12 protein-coding genes are annotated in these 18,452 nt (G+C 67.2%); 7 read left to right on the top strand and 5 right to left on the bottom strand.

Translation table 11 applies throughout. The annotated features are described in order from the left end of the window. Nucleotides 1–12: 12 nt before the first annotated feature. Nucleotides 13–2,451, bottom strand: a complete 2,439-nt coding sequence (locus tag Pcatena_RS05065; protein ID WP_126422221.1) for a tetratricopeptide repeat protein — start codon at nt 2,449–2,451, stop codon at nt 13–15. Nucleotides 2,452–2,563: 112 nt separating this feature from the next. Between Pcatena_RS05065 and Pcatena_RS05060 the strand changes: the two genes are divergently transcribed. Then, entirely contained in the window at nt 2,564–2,947 is a 384-nt protein-coding gene (locus Pcatena_RS05060) for a hypothetical protein (RefSeq protein ID WP_126422219.1), read from the top strand. Between the two features lie 34 nt (nt 2,948–2,981). Here Pcatena_RS05060 and Pcatena_RS05055 read toward each other — a convergent pair whose 3' ends face one another. The 4 genes from Pcatena_RS05055 to Pcatena_RS05040 form a co-directional block, all read right to left on the bottom strand. Continuing rightward, the gene (locus Pcatena_RS05055; RefSeq protein ID WP_126422217.1) at nt 2,982–3,632 is read right to left on the bottom strand and encodes a DUF1015 family protein; all 651 of its coding nucleotides are present in this window, start codon (nt 3,630–3,632) and stop codon (nt 2,982–2,984) included. 71 nt (nt 3,633–3,703) lie between these two features. Next, nucleotides 3,704–4,867: a phosphoglycerate dehydrogenase gene (locus tag Pcatena_RS05050; RefSeq protein ID WP_126422215.1), complete on the bottom strand. Its 1,164-nt coding sequence runs from the start codon at nt 4,865–4,867 to the stop codon at nt 3,704–3,706. A 61-nt stretch (nt 4,868–4,928) separates the two neighbouring features. Beyond that, nucleotides 4,929–6,026, bottom strand: a complete 1,098-nt coding sequence (gene serC / locus Pcatena_RS05045) for a 3-phosphoserine/phosphohydroxythreonine transaminase (RefSeq protein WP_126422213.1) — start codon at nt 6,024–6,026, stop codon at nt 4,929–4,931. A gap of 148 nt (nt 6,027–6,174) precedes the next feature. Next, nucleotides 6,175–6,831: a helix-turn-helix transcriptional regulator gene (locus Pcatena_RS05040; RefSeq protein ID WP_126422211.1), complete on the bottom strand. Its 657-nt coding sequence runs from the start codon at nt 6,829–6,831 to the stop codon at nt 6,175–6,177. A gap of 169 nt (nt 6,832–7,000) precedes the next feature. Between Pcatena_RS05040 and Pcatena_RS05035 the strand changes: the two genes are divergently transcribed. The 6 genes from Pcatena_RS05035 (at nt 7,001) to xdh (ending at nt 18,049) form a co-directional block, all read left to right on the top strand. Beyond that, complete coding sequence (locus Pcatena_RS05035; RefSeq protein WP_172596380.1) at nt 7,001–7,693, top strand: helix-turn-helix transcriptional regulator; 693 nt, start codon at nt 7,001–7,003, stop codon at nt 7,691–7,693. 642 nt (nt 7,694–8,335) lie between these two features. Next, entirely contained in the window at nt 8,336–9,613 is a 1,278-nt protein-coding gene (locus Pcatena_RS05030; protein ID WP_126422207.1) for an amidohydrolase family protein, read from the top strand. Nucleotides 9,614–10,053: 440 nt separating this feature from the next. Next, the gene (gene ssnA / locus Pcatena_RS05025; protein WP_126422204.1) at nt 10,054–11,409 is read left to right on the top strand and encodes a putative aminohydrolase SsnA; all 1,356 of its coding nucleotides are present in this window, start codon (nt 10,054–10,056) and stop codon (nt 11,407–11,409) included. Between the two features lie 199 nt (nt 11,410–11,608). Beyond that, nucleotides 11,609–14,596, top strand: a complete 2,988-nt coding sequence (ygfK, locus tag Pcatena_RS05020; protein ID WP_126422202.1) for a putative selenate reductase subunit YgfK — start codon at nt 11,609–11,611, stop codon at nt 14,594–14,596. A gap of 147 nt (nt 14,597–14,743) precedes the next feature. Further along, nucleotides 14,744–15,259: a 4Fe-4S binding protein gene (locus Pcatena_RS05015; protein WP_126422200.1), complete on the top strand. Its 516-nt coding sequence runs from the start codon at nt 14,744–14,746 to the stop codon at nt 15,257–15,259. 12 nt (nt 15,260–15,271) lie between these two features. Further along, nucleotides 15,272–18,049: a selenium-dependent xanthine dehydrogenase gene (gene xdh / locus Pcatena_RS05010; RefSeq protein WP_126422198.1), complete on the top strand. Its 2,778-nt coding sequence runs from the start codon at nt 15,272–15,274 to the stop codon at nt 18,047–18,049. Nucleotides 18,050–18,452: the final 403 nt, after the last annotated feature.

Genomic DNA, 18,452 nt, shown 5'->3' with positions numbered 1-18,452 from the left:
TGGCCCGGCTCGCTAGCGGTCCGGCTCGTGCTCGATCGAGTCAACGACGCCGTTCATGACGTCGTCTCCCGTGAGCGCGCCGAGCAGCGTGGCAAAGCTGCGAGCCACGGGGAAGACCTCGGCGTCGGTTGACGCCTGCGCGGCCTCAACGAGCACGCCGATGACGCGCTCCGTGGGCGCGAGGGGAACGCCGGCGGCCTCGAGCGTCTCGTTGACGCTTGCCGGCTCGACGGGCTCCGTGCCGCCGAGCGCGCGCATCGTGTGCAGCTCGAACGCCGCGGCACCAGAGCACGCGGCGCGGCTCACGGCAGCCTTCTGGTAGCAGGCGTCCGCCACGTCGGTGCGTCCGCGCTTCCACTCGATGAAGGCAAGGCGGTAGTAGCCCACGCCAATCCCCTGCGGGTCAAAGGCAACGTCGAGCCAGCGCCTGAGCTCGGACGCCGCCGCGTCGAGGTCGCCCTCGAGCTCGTGGCAGCGCACGATCCGCAGCACGCTGGCCATGTCGAGTGGGTCGAGGTCCTGGGCGCGGCGGGCAAAGCCGAGCGCCTCGGCCGTGCGTCCCTGGGCGAGAAGGGCGCTCGACATGAGCAGCTGCGCGCCGTAGTAGGCGTCCGGCACGAGGTGCGTGCGCTCGCCGGGACGGGCGAGCAGCCGGTTGTAGAGCGTGCGCGAGACATAGCTCATGAACTGGCGCCAGGTGTCGTCGCCCGCGTCCGCATAGGTGTCGAGAGAGTCGATGGGGGCGAGCATGTCCGTGAGCACCTCGATGGCCTCGGCATAGCTGCCCTGCTGGAGCAGCTCCATGGCCTGGTCGCAGGAGCGGGAGAGCTCGTCTCCCTCCACGAAGTCGTCGACAAAGGCGATCGCGTCGTCTCCGGAGAGCGTGCCGTCGATGAGCCGTCCCGCCGTGCGACGGCCGGCCTCGCGCACCGTGAGGTCCGGGTCGTTCTCGGTGAGGCGCAGGATACGGCGCACGGAGCGCTCCGTGGAGCCGCCAAGCTCGCGGACGACCTCCTGGGCCTTGGTGGCGCGGCGGGCGCTTTCGTTGATGGAGAGGTCGCAGACGTGCTCGGCCCCGAGCAGGCTTGCCTCAAAGCTCGGCAGGACCCTGCCGGAGAGGTCGACCGTCTCATAGCGGCCGCTGGGGCAGAAGCGCTCCGAGTCGAGCTCGAAGCCCTGCTCGATCGCGACGAGCGACTCGTTCTCCGTCGAGAAGCGGATGCCCAGCTCGCGGGCGAGCCTGCGTGCGTCGAAGTCCTCGGACAGGTCGTGCTCGCGAAGCGCCTCGCGGCTGACGTCTCCCGAGACGAGACAGGCGTGGCGCGACGGCGTCTCCAGGCAGACGGCCACGAAGACATGGCACAGGCGCTTGGAGCTGCGGAAGGCGTGTGCGGCCAGCAGCAGGACGCAGCGCAGGGCGTAGTCGGTCGCCATGCGCTCGCGCATCTGGTGCGAGGCCGGCAAGATGCGGTCGAGCCCTGAGGACCACACGGAGGCGGGCTGGGCGCCTGCCGGCACGAACGAGGCCACGATTGCGGCGTCCCCGCCCATGAGGTTCACGCGGAAGCGCGCCGAGAGGCGCAAGGGGAGCCTGAACGTCTCGATGCCCGCCGCGATCGTCTGCCTCACGCCCCACTCGCCGAGCATGTCGCTCATGCTCGCGCGGGCGATGGGCTCGGCGCCGAGCTGCGCGGTGATGGAGCCCGCGAGCGCCTGGTTGAAGCGATAGCAGTCCTCGAGCGTGACGTCTGCGCGGTCCATGTCGCCGTCGGCGTGCTCGACGAAGTGCTCCCACGCGAACAGCGCGCGGTTGAGCGCGCCCTCGACGGCCAGGACGCGCAGCATGTCTCCCCAGGCAACTGAGGAGTCGGATGCGCGAAGGTAGAACGTGTGGCTTCTATTGGTCCTGATGACGGAGAGCTCGGGCCAGCGAGCGTCTGCGTCCAAGATGCCGGCTTCGCGAAGCCCACGGGCAAGGTAGCTCGAGATGGCGTCTGGCCGGGCGGCCTGCCCCTCGTCCGCGCGGCGCTCGGCGTGCTCGAACCTTCTCGTGAGGCTCCTGAGCTTGGAGATCGGGTCAGCAGCCTGGAAGAGCTCGCGGGCGAGGTCGTCCATGTCCACGGGCCTGGGCGCGGGATCGAGCGCGGGCTCGGCGGGCTTGTGGGAGGGCCCGGGTGCGGCGGGCGTGGCCTCGTCGGTGGCTTTCGCGAGCTCGTCGGGGAAGGCCGTGGCTTGCGTGTCTGCGTGCGGCTCGTCTGCGCCCGCCGTATCGGCGCCTTCGGCCGTAAGGGGCCCATAGCCTTGGGGCGGCACCGGGGAGGCGGGCTCGCCTGTGCCAGGGGACCTTTTCGTGGCGTGTCGGCGCGCGAGGTGCAGCCCCAGCCCCGCGGCCACGGCGCCGGCGGCCCCGCCGGCGATGAGGGCTATGAGGTTGAAGCTTGGGGCCCACATGGCGGTTCCTCCGTGCGAGAGTTGCAGATGATACCTATCTACTATACCCAGACGCAGGTATGATGCTCTGGATTGCACGGCGCGCGAAACAAGGCTCGCATGGGAGGACCAGATGGCCATCGACATCAATCAGCTTGCGGAGAGGATCGCCGACGCGGTCGAGGCCGCGCCCGAGCTTGCGCAACAGCTCGTGGAAAACCCGGTTGCGACGGTCGAGCGCATCACGGGTGTCACGGGCGGCTATGACCTCACCGAGCTGTTTGGCCTGTGCCTCGCGCGCCTCGCCGAGGCGGGCGTGGATCTCTCGGCCGTTGACCTGGGCAAGCTCGACCTCTCCGCCATCGACGTCTCGAGGCTGAGCCCCGACGAGCTGCTGGGCCTGGCCGCCAGGCTCAACGTGGACGTCTCCAAGCTCGACATGGCTGCCATCGCGAGCAAGATGCTCGGGGCGGGCGGCCTTGGCGGCCTTCTCGGTGGCCTGTTCGGCGGTAGGTAGCCGGCTCGCGCTTCCCGTGCCGTCGTGCGTGCCGTTAGGCGAACCTGTGGACGAGCAGCCCCTCGCCGGGCAGCAGGCCTGCCGTTCCGCGTGAGAGCTCTGCCTCGCTTATGAGCATCGCGAGCGGGTGGAGCACCGCCGCGCGCGGGTCCATCGAGGGGCGCGCCTCCCGGGCGCGGCGCGCAACCAGCCGAGTGGCCACAGCCTCGAGGCAGTTGTCCGCAACGTGGCCATCTATCTGGGCAAACGTCGTTGTCACGGCCTCGATGGCCTCAGGCCTGCTCATGCGCCAGACCACGACCTGCTCGCTTCCGTTCGAGAGGTTGTACAGCGGCGTGGCCGAGCGCGCGGCCCCCAGGATGAGGTCGAGCGCCCGGTTGCCCTCGTAGGCGATCGTGATGGGACGCGTGTGCGCGCCGAGCGCCTCGATCTCGTCCGCCCGCGCGCCGGCTTCGTCTGCGTCGACGGCTGCGACGTCGAGCTCGGCTGCCGAGCAGCAGCAGGCCACGCCCGTCGTGACGACGCCGTCGTGCCTGCGTGCCACGAGGTAGAGCGCGCGCGACACGTCGGTCGTGTAGGCGCCTGCGGTCACGAGCCCGTCGAGCTCGGCTGCCGTGGCGCAGGCACGCATCTGGTCCATGTGCTCAGGCTGTGGCCTGGTGCACGAGAAGCCCTGGATTTGCATGGTCCCTCCAATGAGAAGCGGCCGGCAGCCCGCGAGGGGACACCGGCCGCACGCTTGCGTACGCCTCGATGCTACTTGATGACGCGCACGCGGTACACGGCGGGGATCGCCTTGAGCGCGTCGATCGTGGAGTCCTCGAGGTGCTCGTCGGTGTCGAACATTGTGTAGGCGTTCTCGCCGGCGCTCTCGTTGACCATGCGCTGGACGTTGGCGTTGTCCTTGGCAAGGATCGCCGTGATCTGGCCGATCATGTTGGGCACGTTGGCGTGCAGGCATGCCACGCGGCTCGCGGCGCGGGCCTTGCCCATGGAACAGGCGGGATAGTTCACCGAGTTGGCGATGTTGCCGTTCTCGAGGTAGTCCTTGAGCTCGGAGATTGCCATGTCGGCGCAGTTGGCCTCCGCCTCGCCGGTGCCCGCGCCCGAGTGCGTCGTGATGAACGTGTTGGGCATGGCCACGGTCTTGGGCGTGGCGAAGTCGGTGGCAAACCACGAGAGCCTGCCGCCCTGCAGCGCGGCGTCCACGGCGTCCTCGTCCACGATGGTCTCGCGCGCGTAGTTGATGAGCACCGCGCCCGGGTTGAGCAGCCCCAGGACGTCGGCGTCGATCATGCCGATGGTGTCCGCCTTGCTCGGCACGTGGACGGTGAGGTAGTCGCAGCCGCGGCACAGGTCCTCGAGCGTGCCGACGCGCTGGACGTCTCGGCTGAGCGCCCACGCGTGCTCCACGGAGATGAACGGGTCGTAGCCATAGACCTGCATTCCCAGGTCAACGCACGCGTTGGCCACCTTGGACCCCACGTTGCCCAGGCCCACGACGCCGATGCGCTTGCCCTTGAGCTCGCGGCCCACGAACGCCTTCTTGGCCTTCTCGGCGTCGACGAGGATGTTGGGGTCGTCGGCGTGCGCGCGCACCCACTTCATGGACTGCACGACGCCGCGGCTCGAGAGGATGAGCATGGCGATGACGAGCTCCTTGACGGCGTTGGAGTTGGCGCCCGGCGAGTTGAACACGACGACGCCCCTCTTGGCGTACTCGTCGGTGGGGATGTTGTTCACGCCGGCGCCGCAGCGGGCGATGGCGCGGATCGAGGAGGGCGGCTCGTAGCCGTGAAGGTCGGTGGAGCGCATGAGGATGGCGTCTGCCTCCTCGGTGTTCTCGACAAAGTCGTAGCCGTCGCCGAACTCGACCTTGCCGTCCTTCGTGATGTCATCGATGGTCTTGATGTGGCGCATGGATGCTCCTTGGTGTCTGTCGTGTGATGTGGCCGCGCGCGCAGACATGCGGCTGTCGTTTCTACTTGGTGTGCTCGTCCTCGAACTCGGCCATGTAGTCCACCAGGGCGCGGACGCCCTCGATGGGCACGGCGTTGTAGACGCTCGCGCGCATGCCGCCCACGAGGCGGTGGCCCTTGACGCCCACAAGGCCGCGCTGCGTGGCGCCGTCGACGAAGGCGGCGTCCAGGCGCTCGTCACCCGTGCGGAACGTCACGTTGGCGATGGAGCGGCTGGCGGGCTGCGCGTGGCCGTGGAACAGGTGCGACTGGTCGAGGTAGTCGTAGATGAGGCCGCTCTTCTCGCGGTTCATCCGCTCCATTGCCGCAAGGCCACCGGCGGCCTCGATCCAGTGGTAGACCTTTCCGCACAGGTAGATGCCGAACGTGTTGGGCGTGTTCAGCATCGAGCCCTTCTCGGCCTGCTCGCGATAGTCGAGGTAGGTGGGGCAGCACGGCAGGGCCGGGCCGTTCTCGATGAGGTCATCGCGCACGATGACCACCGTGACGCCGGCGCACCCGGCGTTCTTCTGCGCGCCTGCGTAGACCAGGCCGTAGCGCGTGACGTCGATGGGCTCGGCCAGAAAGCAGCTCGAGACGTCCGAGACGAGCGGGACCTCGCCGGTCTGGGGCAGCTCGTGGTACTGGGTGCCAAAGATCGTGTTGTTCTGGCAGATGTAGACGTAGTCGTAGCCCGTGGCCTCGGCCAGCTCGCCCACGCCCGCCACCTCGGGGATGCGGTCGAAGCCCGTGTACTCGCTCGTGGCGAGCACGTCCACCTCTCCGTACTTGCGGGCCTCGCGCTCGGCCTTGGCGGCGAAGTTGCCCGTGACGAGGTAGCCGGCCCGTCCGCTTACCATGAGATTCATGGGGATGCCGGCGAACTGCAGCGTGGCGCCTCCCTGCAGGAACAGCACGCGGTAGTTGCTCGGGATGTTCGCGATGCGGCGCAGCGTTGCCTCCGCGTCGTCGAAGATCTGCTGGTAGGAGCTAGATCGGTGGCTCATCTCCAGCACGCTCATGCCACAGCCGTGGTAGTCGAGCATCTCGGCCGCGCACTCGGCGAGCACGCTCTCGGGCAGCGCCGACGGGCCTGCCGCGAAGTTGAAGACTCGAGCCATACGTCCTCCTTGCCGCTTGCGCCCCGGCCCGTGCGGCCGAGGTCAATTCATTCAAGGATACCCTCGTCGGGTCATGGGATGGTTACGCCCTCGTAACAGAAGCGCCCCGCGGCTCACTCGCCGTGGGGCGCCTCGCATGGGGCCTGCGCTAGTCCTGGTCGCCCTTGGCCTCGTCCAGGTAGCTGTAGAGCGTGTACTTGGAGATGCCGAAGTACTTGCACACCTTGGGGCCCGACTTCGTGATGAGAAACGCCCCAGCGTCGTTGAGGTAGCGGATGGCGCGCACGCGCTCGTCCTTACTCATGAGTGCCGCGGGCTTGCCCACGAGCGCCACGCTCTGCTCGATGAGGTCATCGAGCAGGTCGGCCACGCTGCGGACGATGGGCTCGGGGTCGCCGGTGGGGTCGTCGTTGGGGCCCGTGCCCGTCATGCCGTTCAGGGTGTCTGCCGCGGCGGCCAGCACCGTGATGTCGTAGTTGATGCCCAGGATGCCCACGGGCACGTTGTCCGCGTCTCGGATGAAGACGGTGGAGGAGCGCAGGATGCGGCCGTCGGTGGTCTTGGTGAGGTAGGCGAGGCGGTCGGAGAGCTTGTGGACCTTGCCGGCCTTGACGGCGTCGAGCACGATGTGGCTCGGGCCGTCTCCCACGGAGCGGCCGGTGACGTGGCCGTTCTCGATGGCGACGATGGAGCGCTCGGGGTCGTTGGTCTCCAGGTCGTGGACCACGACCTCGCAGTTCGAGCCGAACTGCACGGCTATGGCGTGGGCGAGTCGAGCGTAGAAGTCAGTCTGGGCGGCGTCCATGTGCGGCCTTTCGCGATTCCAAGAGCGCGCCTGCTGCCTCATCCGGCGCACACACGTCGAGTACAATCGGTTCTACCTGCAAAAACTAACACAAAGTATGGTTTTGCGACAATATATAATCAAACCAGCGAGCCAATCGGAGACGCAAGTGAGAGGAAGAGGTCCCCACATGAACGAGAAGGTCGCCGCGTTCGTTCCGTTCGTGGACTTCCTGGGTGCCGCGCTTGGATCTGCGACCGAGGTGGCCCTGCATGACCTCACCGACCCGTCCCACTCGATCGTGAAGATCGTGAACGGCCACGTCTCCGGTCGCGCGGTCGGCGCGCCCGCCACGGCGTTCTCGCTCAAGATGGCCGAGCAGCTCGAGCGCTCCGAGGACTGCTTCGTGAGCGACTACGTCTCCACGACGGCGGACGGCAGGCCGCTGCAGAGCTCGTCGTTCTTCATCCGCGATGGTGCCAAGGTCGTGGGCATCCTGTGCGTCAACATCGACCCGCAGCCGTTCCGCACGCTCGAGGACGGCCTCAAGGCGTTTATGGAGGCGTACCGCCACGGCGGCTCCGAGGAGTTCCGTGACACGAACCTCGAGGCCGTGCGAGCCGCCTATCGTGCCTCGAGCGTCGAGACCCTCTCCATCGGCGGGGCCGAGACGGGCGTGGCAGAGCAGGTCCGCTCGCTGCTCGGCGCGCTTGGCAAGACGTCGAGCGAGCTTGACCAGGCCGGCCGCATCGACATCATCCGCAGGCTCGAGGCAGCCGGCACCTTCCTTATCAAGGGTGCGGCCGCAGACGTCGCCAGCGAGCTGCACGTCTCGGTGCCGAGCGTCTACCGCTACCTGCAGCAGGTGCGTCGCCAGGGTTAGGCGCACCGCGGGCATGGGTGGGCCGCCCTGCAGACCCGTTTGTGCCATTCGGACTCAAATGGTTGGTTTTTCTCGGCACGCAAACGTGTGTCGCTACAAAACCGCTGGTCACGGAGTTTTTCGTTCGGGGAGCGCCGAGAATCCTCGACATTCTGAGTCCGTTTTGTACAAACGGGTCCAGTGCCCTCCATCAGCTGCCTCAGCGGCTGCCATCGTCGTCCCCACGTGGGCGGTGCGTTTCGCTTTCCTTGCGCTCACCTCGCATAACGCCGCTCACGGGAGTTTCGCTACCGCTTGCAACAAGAAATTATTATCAGCTAATAGTAATAATTAACAATCAGGCTAACCAGAATCGGGCGGTCCGACCTTTCGCGAGGGAACCGGGCCTGCCCGTGACCAACGGCACGCAACTCAGGCGTCGCTACCATTCGTGCGGTGGGGCGAGCCCGCGGTGCCGGGGCTGATCTGCGGCTTGTCTGCGAAGGTGTGCGAGCGATGGCTCGCGTCGGCATGCGGGCGCCAGGGCCCGCAGCGGTCTCAAGGGAGAGTCTTCATCTAACGCGGGCGCGGCCACGCGTGACGTGCGGCCGGCATTCCCAGACAACACGGCGGCGCATGCCGCCAATCGAGAAGGAGCAAGCAATGGATACGAACTCGTTCGTCCTCAAGGGAAGCGTCTGCTACAACACGAGCCCGCAGGAGGTGCGCTGCGTCGAGGGCGGCTATGCCGTGTGTGTGGACGGCGTCTCTGCCGGCGTGTTCGAGCAACTGCCCGAGAGGTTCGCCGCGCTGCCGCTCGTCGACTGCGGCGACCAGCTGATCGTCCCGGGCATGAGCGACATCCACATCCACGCCCCGCAGTACGCCTTCCGCGGCCTGGGCATGGACCTAGAGCTTCTGGACTGGCTCAACACCCACACGTTTCCCGAGGAGGCCCACTACGCCGACCCCTCCTACGCCGAGCGCGCCTACGACATCTTCGCGAGCGACCTGCGCCGCAGCCCCACGACGCGTGCCGTGGTCTTTGGCACGATGCACGTCGAGGCAACCGAGCTGCTCATGGACAAGCTCGAGGCCACGGGACTCGCCACGTACGTGGGCAAGGTGAACATGGACCGCAACGGTGGCGAGAACCTCGAGGAGGACACCGCCCAATCCGCCGCCGACACGCGCCGCTGGCTTTCCGACGTTGCCGACCGCTATGACCGCACCGCGCCCATCATCACACCGCGCTTCACGCCGAGCGTCACCGACGAGCTCATGGCCCAGCTCGCCGACATCGCCCGCGAGCAGCACCTTCCCGTCCAGAGCCACCTGTCCGAGAACCCGTCTGAATGCGGCTGGGTCAAGGAGCTGTGCCCGTGGTCGAGCTGCTACGGCGACGCCTACGACCACTTTGGGCTGCTGGGGCCCCGCACGGTCATGGCCCACTGCATCTACTCGGACGAGACCGAGACGGAGCTTCTGCGCGCCACCGGCACCTACGTGGCCCACTGCCCGCAGAGCAATGCCCAGCTCTCGAGCGGCATCGCGCCCATCCGCCGCTACCTGGACCTCGGCATGAACGTTGGTCTGGGCACCGACGTGGCCGGCGGTGCCAACCTGTCGATGTTTCGCTGCATGGCAGACGCCGTGGCCGTCTCCAAGCTGCGCTGGCGCCTCGTGGACGAGAGCCTGCCCGCGCTCACCACGCAGGAGGCGCTCTGGCTCGCCACGGCCGGCGGCGGCTCGTTCTTTGGGCGGGTGGGCTCACTTGCCGAGGGCTACGAGTTCGACGCCCTCGTGCTAGACGACTCCAAGATCCGCACCCCGCGCGAGCTCGGCGTCTGGGAGCGCCTCGAGCGCTACGTCTACCTGGCCGAGGAGGGCGGCAGCCTCACGCGCAAGTACGTCTCCGGTCGCCAGATCGACCTCTCGTGACACCTGGGGGCGGGGTCAAACTGTCACCGTCTGCCCTTGCGGGCCTCGCTCGTGCGGGGCCCGTCTTTTTGCCTCGGCCGTGCCCGGCGGCGTTGTTCTCGTGCGTGCGCAACGAAACCGCAGCTAACTCGCGGTGCCCAACATGTTCGCGCACTACCGTTCACCGATTAGTAATAATTTCGCAGCATGCCCGTATTTCGCCATAAACATGCAGTTATTACAAATAGTTAGGTTCGATAACATTCTGTTTGCCATATGCCGTTAAGCTAAGACCATGGTGCGTTTCCTGCGTCTGCGGGGACAATTGGCATAGGCGGTCGAACCTTGGGGCCGCACGCGCGAGAGCGGGGGAGGACCCGCCACCGGCAGATGCGGCGCGCGAGCTCACAGGACAGCTGTCGAAGGCGTTAACCCCCGCCTGCGACGATGAAGGGAGCACCATGCTTATTGTCGGCAATGGTCGCGTCATCACCCGAGACGCCGAGAAGCCTTACCTCGAGCACGGCGCGGTTGCCATCGACGGCGACACCATCGTTGCCGTCGGCGACGAGGCCGAGCTCAAGGCCGCCAACCCCGGCTACGAGTACGTCGACGCCCATGGCGGCGTCATCATGCCGGGTCTCGTGAACTGCCACACCCACATCTACTCGGGCCTTGCCCGCGGCCTTGCCATCGATGGCTGCAACCCCACGAACTTCCTCGAGAACCTCGAGCAGCAGTGGTGGAAGATCGACGACAACCTCACGCTCGACGGCACGCGCGCCAGCGCCTACGCCACGATCCTCGACTCGCTGCGAGACGGCGTCACCACGATCTTCGACCACCACGCGAGCTTCTGCGAGATCCCGGGCTCCCTGTTTGCCATCAAGGACGTCGCGGCCGAGCTCGGCATGCGCTCCTGCCTGTGCTACGAGGTCTCCGACCGCCGTGGCCCGGAGAAGCGTGACCAGTCGATCGCCGAGAACGCCGAGTTCGCCCGCTGGGCTCACGACGCGCGCGAGAAGGACAACGACACGATGATCGCCGCCATGTTCGGCGGCCACGCCACCTTCACGCTCTCCGACGAGACGATGGACAAGATGGCCGAGGCCAACGACGGCCTCACGGGCTTCCACATCCACGTCTGCGAGGGCATGAACGACGTCTGGGACTCCCGCAAGAATCGCGGCGGCATCCCGCCCGTCGAGCGCCTGCTGCAGCACAACCTGCTTGGCCCCGACACCATGCTCGGCCACTGCATCCACGTGACGCCCGCCGAGATGGACATCATCAAGGACTCCGGCACCTGGCTCGTGAACAACCCCGAGTCTAACATGGGCAACGCTGTGGGCTGCGCCCCCGTGCTCGAGTTCATGCGCCGCGGCATCCCCGTCTGCATGGGCACGGACGCCTACACCCATGACATGCTCGAGAGCCTCAAGGTCTTCCTCGTCATCCAGCGCCATAACGCCGCCATGCCCAATGTGGGCTGGGGCGAGGCCATGACGATGCTGTTCAAGAACAACTACGCGATGGCCTCCAAGTACTTCGGGCGCACGTTCGGCAAGCTCGCGCCGGGTGCCGCCGCAGACGTCATCGTGATGGACTACCCGGTGTTCACGCCCTTCTCCGGCGACAACATCGACGGCCACATGCTGTTCGGCATGATGGGCAAGAACTGCCGCACCACGATTGTGAACGGCCGGGTGCTCTACAAGGACCGCGAGTTCGTGGCCTTTGACGAGGAGCGCATCAACGCCTGGACGCTCGAGCAGTCCAAGAAGCTGTGGGGCACGCTGAACCACCGCACCTACTAGGTTTTCTCCGGGGGCGCCCCCATGGCGTCCCCGTTGGCGGTGCCGGCGAGTCCGGTGCCGCCGCACCGCGTCCGCGCCGGGGAGCGCGGACGCGGCAGACGGCCTCCGCGGGGCCGTCGCGCACGGGGCGGCATGCCTCGCGCGTAACACATCTCGCCCTCGTCGCGCGGTCTCGACGGGGCAGGAGAGGAGCTCAGACATGAGCGACATCATGAGGCCGATCCCGTTCGCACAGATGATGGACTGGATCCTCACCGAGCACGCCAACCTCGGCAGCGTATTCGGCGTGCGCAAGATCGTGCGCCACGAGGGCGGCGCCGACCCCATCTTCAACGAGAAGATCGAGTCGCCGTTTGGCCCGGCTGCCGGCCCCAACAGCCAGCTCGCGCAGAACATCGTTGCCTCCTACGTGGCGGGGTCCCGCTTCTTCGAGGTCAAGACCGTGCAGGTCATGGACGGCGCCGAGCTGTCCGCGTGCGTCAACAAGCCCTGCATCGTGGCCGAGGACGAGTGCTACAACTGCGAGTGGTCCACCGAGCTTGAGGTTAGCCAGGCGCTCAACGAGTACGTAAAGGCCTGGTGGGCCTGCAAGCTGCTGTCGCGCGAGCTTGGGCTGGGTGCGGCTGACGGCTTCGTCTTCAACATGAGCGTGGGCTACGACCTCGAGGGCATCAAGAGCGCCAAGGTCGACAACTACATCGAGTCCATGAAGGACGCGAGCAACACGGCCGTGTGGGCCGAGTGCCGCGACTGGGCGCTCGCCAACCTCGACCGCTTCGAGCACGTCGACGCCGAGTTCGTGAACTCCGTGAGCCCGCACGTCTCCACCTCGGTCACCGAGTCCACGCTCCACGGCTGCCCTCCGGCAGAGATCGAGCGCATCGCCACCTACCTTATCTGCGAGAAGGGCCTCAACACCTACATCAAGTGCAACCCCACGCTGCTTGGGTATGACTACGCCCGCGCGCGCCTCAACGAGCTGGGCTTCGACTACATCGCCTTCGACGACAAGCACTTCGTCGAGGACCTGCAGTGGGAGGACGCCGTCCCGATGATGCGCCGCCTCATCGACCTCGCCGCGAGCCACGGCCTCGCCTTTGGCGTGAAGCTCACGAACACGTTCCCCGTCGATGTCACGCGCTCGGAGCTGCCGAGCGAGGAGATGTACATGTCCGGCCGCTCGCTGTTCCCGCTTACGGTCGAGGTGGCACGCCGCATCTCAGCCGAGTTCGACGGCAAGCTGCGCATCAGCTACTCCGGCGGCGCCGACGCCCGCAACATCCATGACCTGTACGCCGCGGGCATCTGGCCCATCACCATGGCCACCACGGTGCTCAAGCCCGGCGGCTACGAGCGCTTCAGCCAGATCGCGCACATCCTTGAGGGCATGGAGCGTCGCGAGGACGTCGACGTGGCCGCCGTCACCGCCCTGGGCGAGAAGGCCACGGAAAGCTCGCTGTACCACAAGCCCATCAAGCCGGCCAAGCCCCACAAGGTGAGCGCCCCGCTGCCGCTCACGAGCTGCTTCACGGCCCCGTGCCGCTCCGGCTGCCCCATCCAGCAGGACATCCCGGCCTACCTGCACGCCGTCGACGAGGGCAACCTCGCCGAGGCCCTGCGCATCATCGTGAGCAGAAACGCTCTGCCCCACATCACCGGCAACCTCTGCCCGCACCCCTGCGGTGCCAAGTGCGAGCGCGCCTTCTACGAGGCAGAGGGCGCCCAGATCCGCACCAGCAAGCTCAAGGCCGCCCGCGGTGGCTTTGACGAGGTCCTCGCCGAGCTCAAGGCCGCCAAGCCCGCCGGCAGCTCCGACAAGCGCGTCGCCGTCGTCGGCGGCGGCCCGGCCGGCCTCGCGACGGCGTTCTTCCTCACGCGCGCCGGCGCCGACGTCACCATCATCGAGCGCACGAACCGCCTCGGCGGCGTGGCGCGCCACGTCATCCCGGAGTTTCGCATCTCCCACAACGACATCGACGCCGACGAGCAGCTCTGCCTGGCCTTTGGCGCAAAGGTCGAGCTGGGACGCGAGGTCAAGAGCGTCGATGAGCTCAAGGCCGAGGGCTACACGGACGTCGTGGTCTGCGTGGGCGCCTGGGCGCCGGGCCACGTGGGCCTCGAGTACGGCGAGGAGCATGACGTCCTTGAGTTCCTGCGTGCCGCCAAGGACGGCGAGGACCTCTCCGCGCTTGGCTCCGACATCGTGATCGTGGGCGCCGGAAACACCGCCATGGACGCCGCCCGCGTGGCCAAGCGCCTGCCGGGCGTCGAGAACGTGCGCATCGTCTACCGCCGCACGAAGCGCTTCATGCCCGCCGACGAGGACGAGCTGCAGGAGGCGCTGGCAGACGGCGTCGAGTTCTGCGAGCTTCTCGCCCCCAAGGGCGTGGCGGACGGCAAGCTCACCTGCGACGTCATGAGGCTCGGCGAGCCCGACGAGTCCGGCCGCCAGCGCCCCGTTGCCACCGGTGAGACCGTCGAGGTCCCGGCCACGGCCGTGATCTGCGCCGTGGGCGAGCACATCGAGGGCGGGGTCTATGCCTCCGCCGGCGTCGAGGTCGACCGCAAGGGTCGCCCTGCTGGCACCGCCACGGGCGTGGACGGCGTCTGGGCCGCCGGTGACTGCCGCCGAGGCCCCGCGACCTTTGTCGAGGCCATCGCCGACGCGCAGGCCGTGGCCCGCGACATGCTCGGCGCCGACTTCAACGCCTACGCCGAGGCCAACGCCGCGGCGTCGGTCGAGCAGTGCTACGAGCGCAAGGGCACGCTTTCCACCGAGGCCGCCCCGCTCGCGCACAGCCGCTGCCTGGGCTGCGCCAAGGTCTGCGAGGTGTGCTGCGACGTCTGCCCCAACCGCGCCAACGTCGCCATCGACGTTCCGGGCCTGGCCCAGCACCAGGTCATCCACGTGGACGGCATGTGCAACGAGTGCGGCAACTGCGCCGTGTTCTGCCCATGGGAGGGCCGTCCGTTCAAGGACAAGCTCACCCTGTTCTGGAGCGCCGAGGACATGGGCGCCTCCGAGAACCGCGGCTTCCTGCCCCAGGCCGACGGCTCCTTCCTCGTTCGCCTCGCCTCCGGCACGGGCGCCTATGACGTCGACGACGCCAACTGCGGCCTGCCTGAGGACGTGCGACTCACGATTCGCGCCGTGCGCGACAACTACGGCTACCTGCTCGCCAAGTAGGCGAGTGGCCCCATCCGGGCGGGCGTTCCTCCCGCGCCCGCCCGGTTTCCCGTCGGGAGGTTCCCCCTATGTCATTCGGGTGCCTGCGGGGCCTGGGCTCCGCGCCCGGCCACGCAGGCGCCCCGCGAGAAACGAAAGGCCAAGGACATGGCCTACGACAACAACAAGCATAAGACCGCGAGACCCGCGGCCACCCGTCCGAGAAAGCCCCGCCCCGTCGCGGTCGTCATGTGCAACGGCGGCTGCGACCTGCAGGGTTGCAAGCAGGGCTGCATCGGCTGCGGCACGTGCGTGGGCGTGTGCCGCAAGAACGCCATCCACATCAACGAGCGCGGCGTCGCCGTCGTTGACGCGTCCGCCTGCATCGGGTGCGGACTGTGCGCGCGCTCCTGCGAGCAGGGTATCATCCAGCTCGTCGAGCGCGAGTTCACCATCACGGCGCGCTGCTCCAACACCGAGAAGGGCTCCGACGCCCGCCTCGTGTGCGACAACAGCTGCGTTGCCTGCGGTGCCTGCGAGCGTGCCTGCCCGGCCGGCGCCATCCACGTGACAGACAACCATGCCGTCATCGACTGGTCGCATTGCATCTCCTGCGGCATGTGCGCCACCAAGTGTCCAAGAAACGTCATCCGCGATGCGTTCGGCATCGTGGCCGAGAGGTAGGGGAGGCAAGACATGGCTGCCGAGTACACGCTGCACATCAACGGCCGCGACTACGTCACGTCCGAGAACAAGTCGATCCTCCGCTACCTGCGCGATGACCTTCATCTCACGAGCGTCAAGGACGGCTGCTCGGAGGGTGCGTGCGGCACGTGCACGATCATCGTTGACAACCGGGCCGTGAAGTCGTGCGTCCTCACCACCAAGCTCGCCCAGGGCCACGACATCGTCACCATCGAGGGTCTCACGGAGCGCGAGCAGGAGGCGTTCGTCTATGCGTTCGGCGCAGCCGGCGCCGTCCAGTGCGGCTTCTGCATCCCGGGCATGGTCATGGCGGGCGCTGCCCTGTGCCGCCGCACGCCCGACCCCACCGACCTGGAGATCTCCCAGGCCATCAAGGGCAACGTCTGCCGCTGCACCGGCTACAAGCGCATCCTCGTGGGCATCAAGCGCGCCGCCGCCATACTGCGCGGAGACGAGCAGATCGACCCGTCCGCCGAGCGTGGCGACAACTACGCGGTGGGCGAGCAGATCTTCCGCGTCGACGTGCGCCGCAAGGTGCTGGGTTTTGGCAAGTACCCCGATGACATGACCGAGCAGGACTTCCCCGGTCTCAGCTACGCGTCGGCCGTGCGGTCCAAGTACCCGCGCGCCCGCGTCCTGTCCATTGATGCGAGCAAGGCCGAGGCGCTTCCCGGCGTCGTGGGCGTGCTCACGGCCGCCGACGTGCCACACAACCAGGTGGGCCACCTCATCCAGGACTGGGACGTCATGATTGCCGAGGGAGACATCACCCGCTGCTTGGGAGATGCCGTCGCGCTCGTCGTCGCCGAGGACGCAAAGACCCTCGAGCGTGCCAAGAAGCTCGTCAAGGTCGAGTACGAGCCGCTCGAGCCCGTCCGATCCATCGAGGAGGCAAAGGCGCCCGACGCGCCTCGCATCCACGACAGCTTCTTTGCGTTCGGCAACACCGTCGAGCTTGCGGACAACGTCTGCCAGAGCCGTCACGTCACGCGCGGAGACGCCGCGAAGGCCCTTGCCGAGTCCGCCTACACCGTGACCCAGCGCTTCACCACGCCGTTCACGGAGCACGCCTTCCTCGAGCCGGAGTGCGCCGTGGCCGCCCCCTACAAGGACGGTGTCAAGATCTGGTCCACCGACCAGGGCGCCTACGACACGCGCAAGGAGTGCGCGCACATGTTCGGCTGGGACGACACGCCCGAGCGCGTCGTCGTCGAGACGATGCTCGTGGGCGGCGGCTTCGGTGGCAAGGAGGACGTCTCCTGCCAGCATCTCGCGGCCCTCGCCGCCTACAAGTTCGGACGTCCCGTCAAGTGCCGCTTCTCGCGCCAGGAGTCGCTCTACTTCCATCCCAAGCGCCACGCCATGGACGCAACGTTCACGCTCGGCTGCGACAAGGACGGCAACTTCACCGGCCTGGACTGCGAGATCAACTTTGACACGGGCGCCTACGCAAGCCTGTGCGGACCTGTCCTCGAGCGCGCCTGCACGCACTCCGTGGGCCCCTACAAGTACCAGAACACCGACATCCGCGGATACGGCTACTATACCAACAACCCGCCCGCGGGCGCCTTCCGTGGCTTTGGCGTGTGCCAGTCCGAGTTCGCCCTGGAGAGTCTCATCGACGTCCTGGCCGAGAAGGCCGGCATCGACCCGTGGGAGATTCGCTATCGCAATGCCATCGAGCCGGGTGAGGTCCTGCCCAACGGCCAGATCGCGGACTGCTCCACGGCCCTCAAGGAGACGCTCGAGGCCGTGAGGGACGTCTACTACGCGCACCCGGGACACGCGGGCATCGCCTGCTCCATGAAGAACGCCGGCGTGGGCGTGGGCCTGCCGGACGCGGGCCGCTGCAACATCCGCGTCGAGGACGGCCGCGCCGTCATCTACGCCGCGACCTCCGACATCGGCCAGGGCTGCAACACCGTGTTTCTCCAGGACGTTGCCGAGGCGTGCGGCCTGCCCCTCTCGTGCATCGCAAACGGCGAGTGCTCAACGGAGGCGGCGCCTGACTCTGGCACCACGTCTGGCTCGCGTCAGACCGTCGTCACCGGCGAGGCCGTGCGCGGCGCGGCGTTCCTGCTGCGTGACGCCATGCTTGCCATCGAGCGCGGCGAGGCCGTGTGCGACGATCGCGTGAGTGCCAAGGGAGACGGCGTCACCCACGAGTTCGCCGACGGCACCACCTTCGAGGTGAGCGCCGAGCAGCTCACGCCGGGACACGCCGTGCATCCCAAGCATCCCGCCGAGGCCCTGCGCGCCCTCGAGGGGCACGAGTTCTACTACGAGTACCTCGAGAAGACCGACAAGCTGGGCGCGGACGTGCCCAACCCCAAGAGCCACATCTGCTACGGCTTTGCCACGCACGTCGTTATCCTCGACGACGAGGGCAGAGTCGAGCAGGTCTACGCCGCGCACGACTCGGGCCGCGTCATCAACCCCATCGCCATCCAGGGCCAGATCGAGGGCGGCGTGCTCATGGGCATGGGATACGCGCTCACCGAGCAGTGGCCGCTCAAGGACTGCGTGCCGCAGGTCAAGTACGGCACGCTCGGGCTCCTGCGCTCCACCGACATCCCCCAGATCCATGCCATCTACGTGGAGAAGGACGAGCAGCTGCCCGTGGCCTACGGCGGCAAGGGCATCGGCGAGATCGCCACGATCCCCACGGCGCCGGCCGTCCAGAACGCCTACCACGCGCTCGACGGCAGGCTGCGACCCAACCTGCCCTTGGCAGACACCTACTACAGCCACCGCCTCGGCCGCGACTAGCGACTGTCTGCCCAAAGGCGCTTCCCCAAGGTGTCAAAGACCTTTGGGCCATGCCAGCGAGGGGTCCGGACCAAACCGTCCGGACCCCTTTTGTCGTCTGGGATGCTCGCGAACCTGCTTGGCACACACTTTGGCGCCAATAAAAAGTCCTTATACCGAAAATCGTTTATTGTCAGGTCGAAAAAACGGCACCTGGAGCTTTCCCAGCTAGACGTTATTTCAAAAAATGAGAGCGCGAAACGCCTAACCGTCCACCGGACAAAACAGGCCGTATGAGCGGCGGAAACTGAAAGAATGTAAGCCTACCTGCAAGTTTGTAGTAACTTTTTCTCACCAGACAGTTAACCAATCCGTATGCATGTCGGGTTACTCTGGGAACGGAAATTCCGGCGCCGCCGCCTCT

The sequence above is a fragment of the Parolsenella catena genome (genome assembly GCF_003966955.1).
GTDB lineage: Bacteria > Actinomycetota > Coriobacteriia > Coriobacteriales > Atopobiaceae > Parolsenella > Parolsenella catena.
The sequence above is the reverse complement of the archived record's forward strand: the minus strand, read 5'-3'. Positions and strand labels throughout refer to the sequence as shown.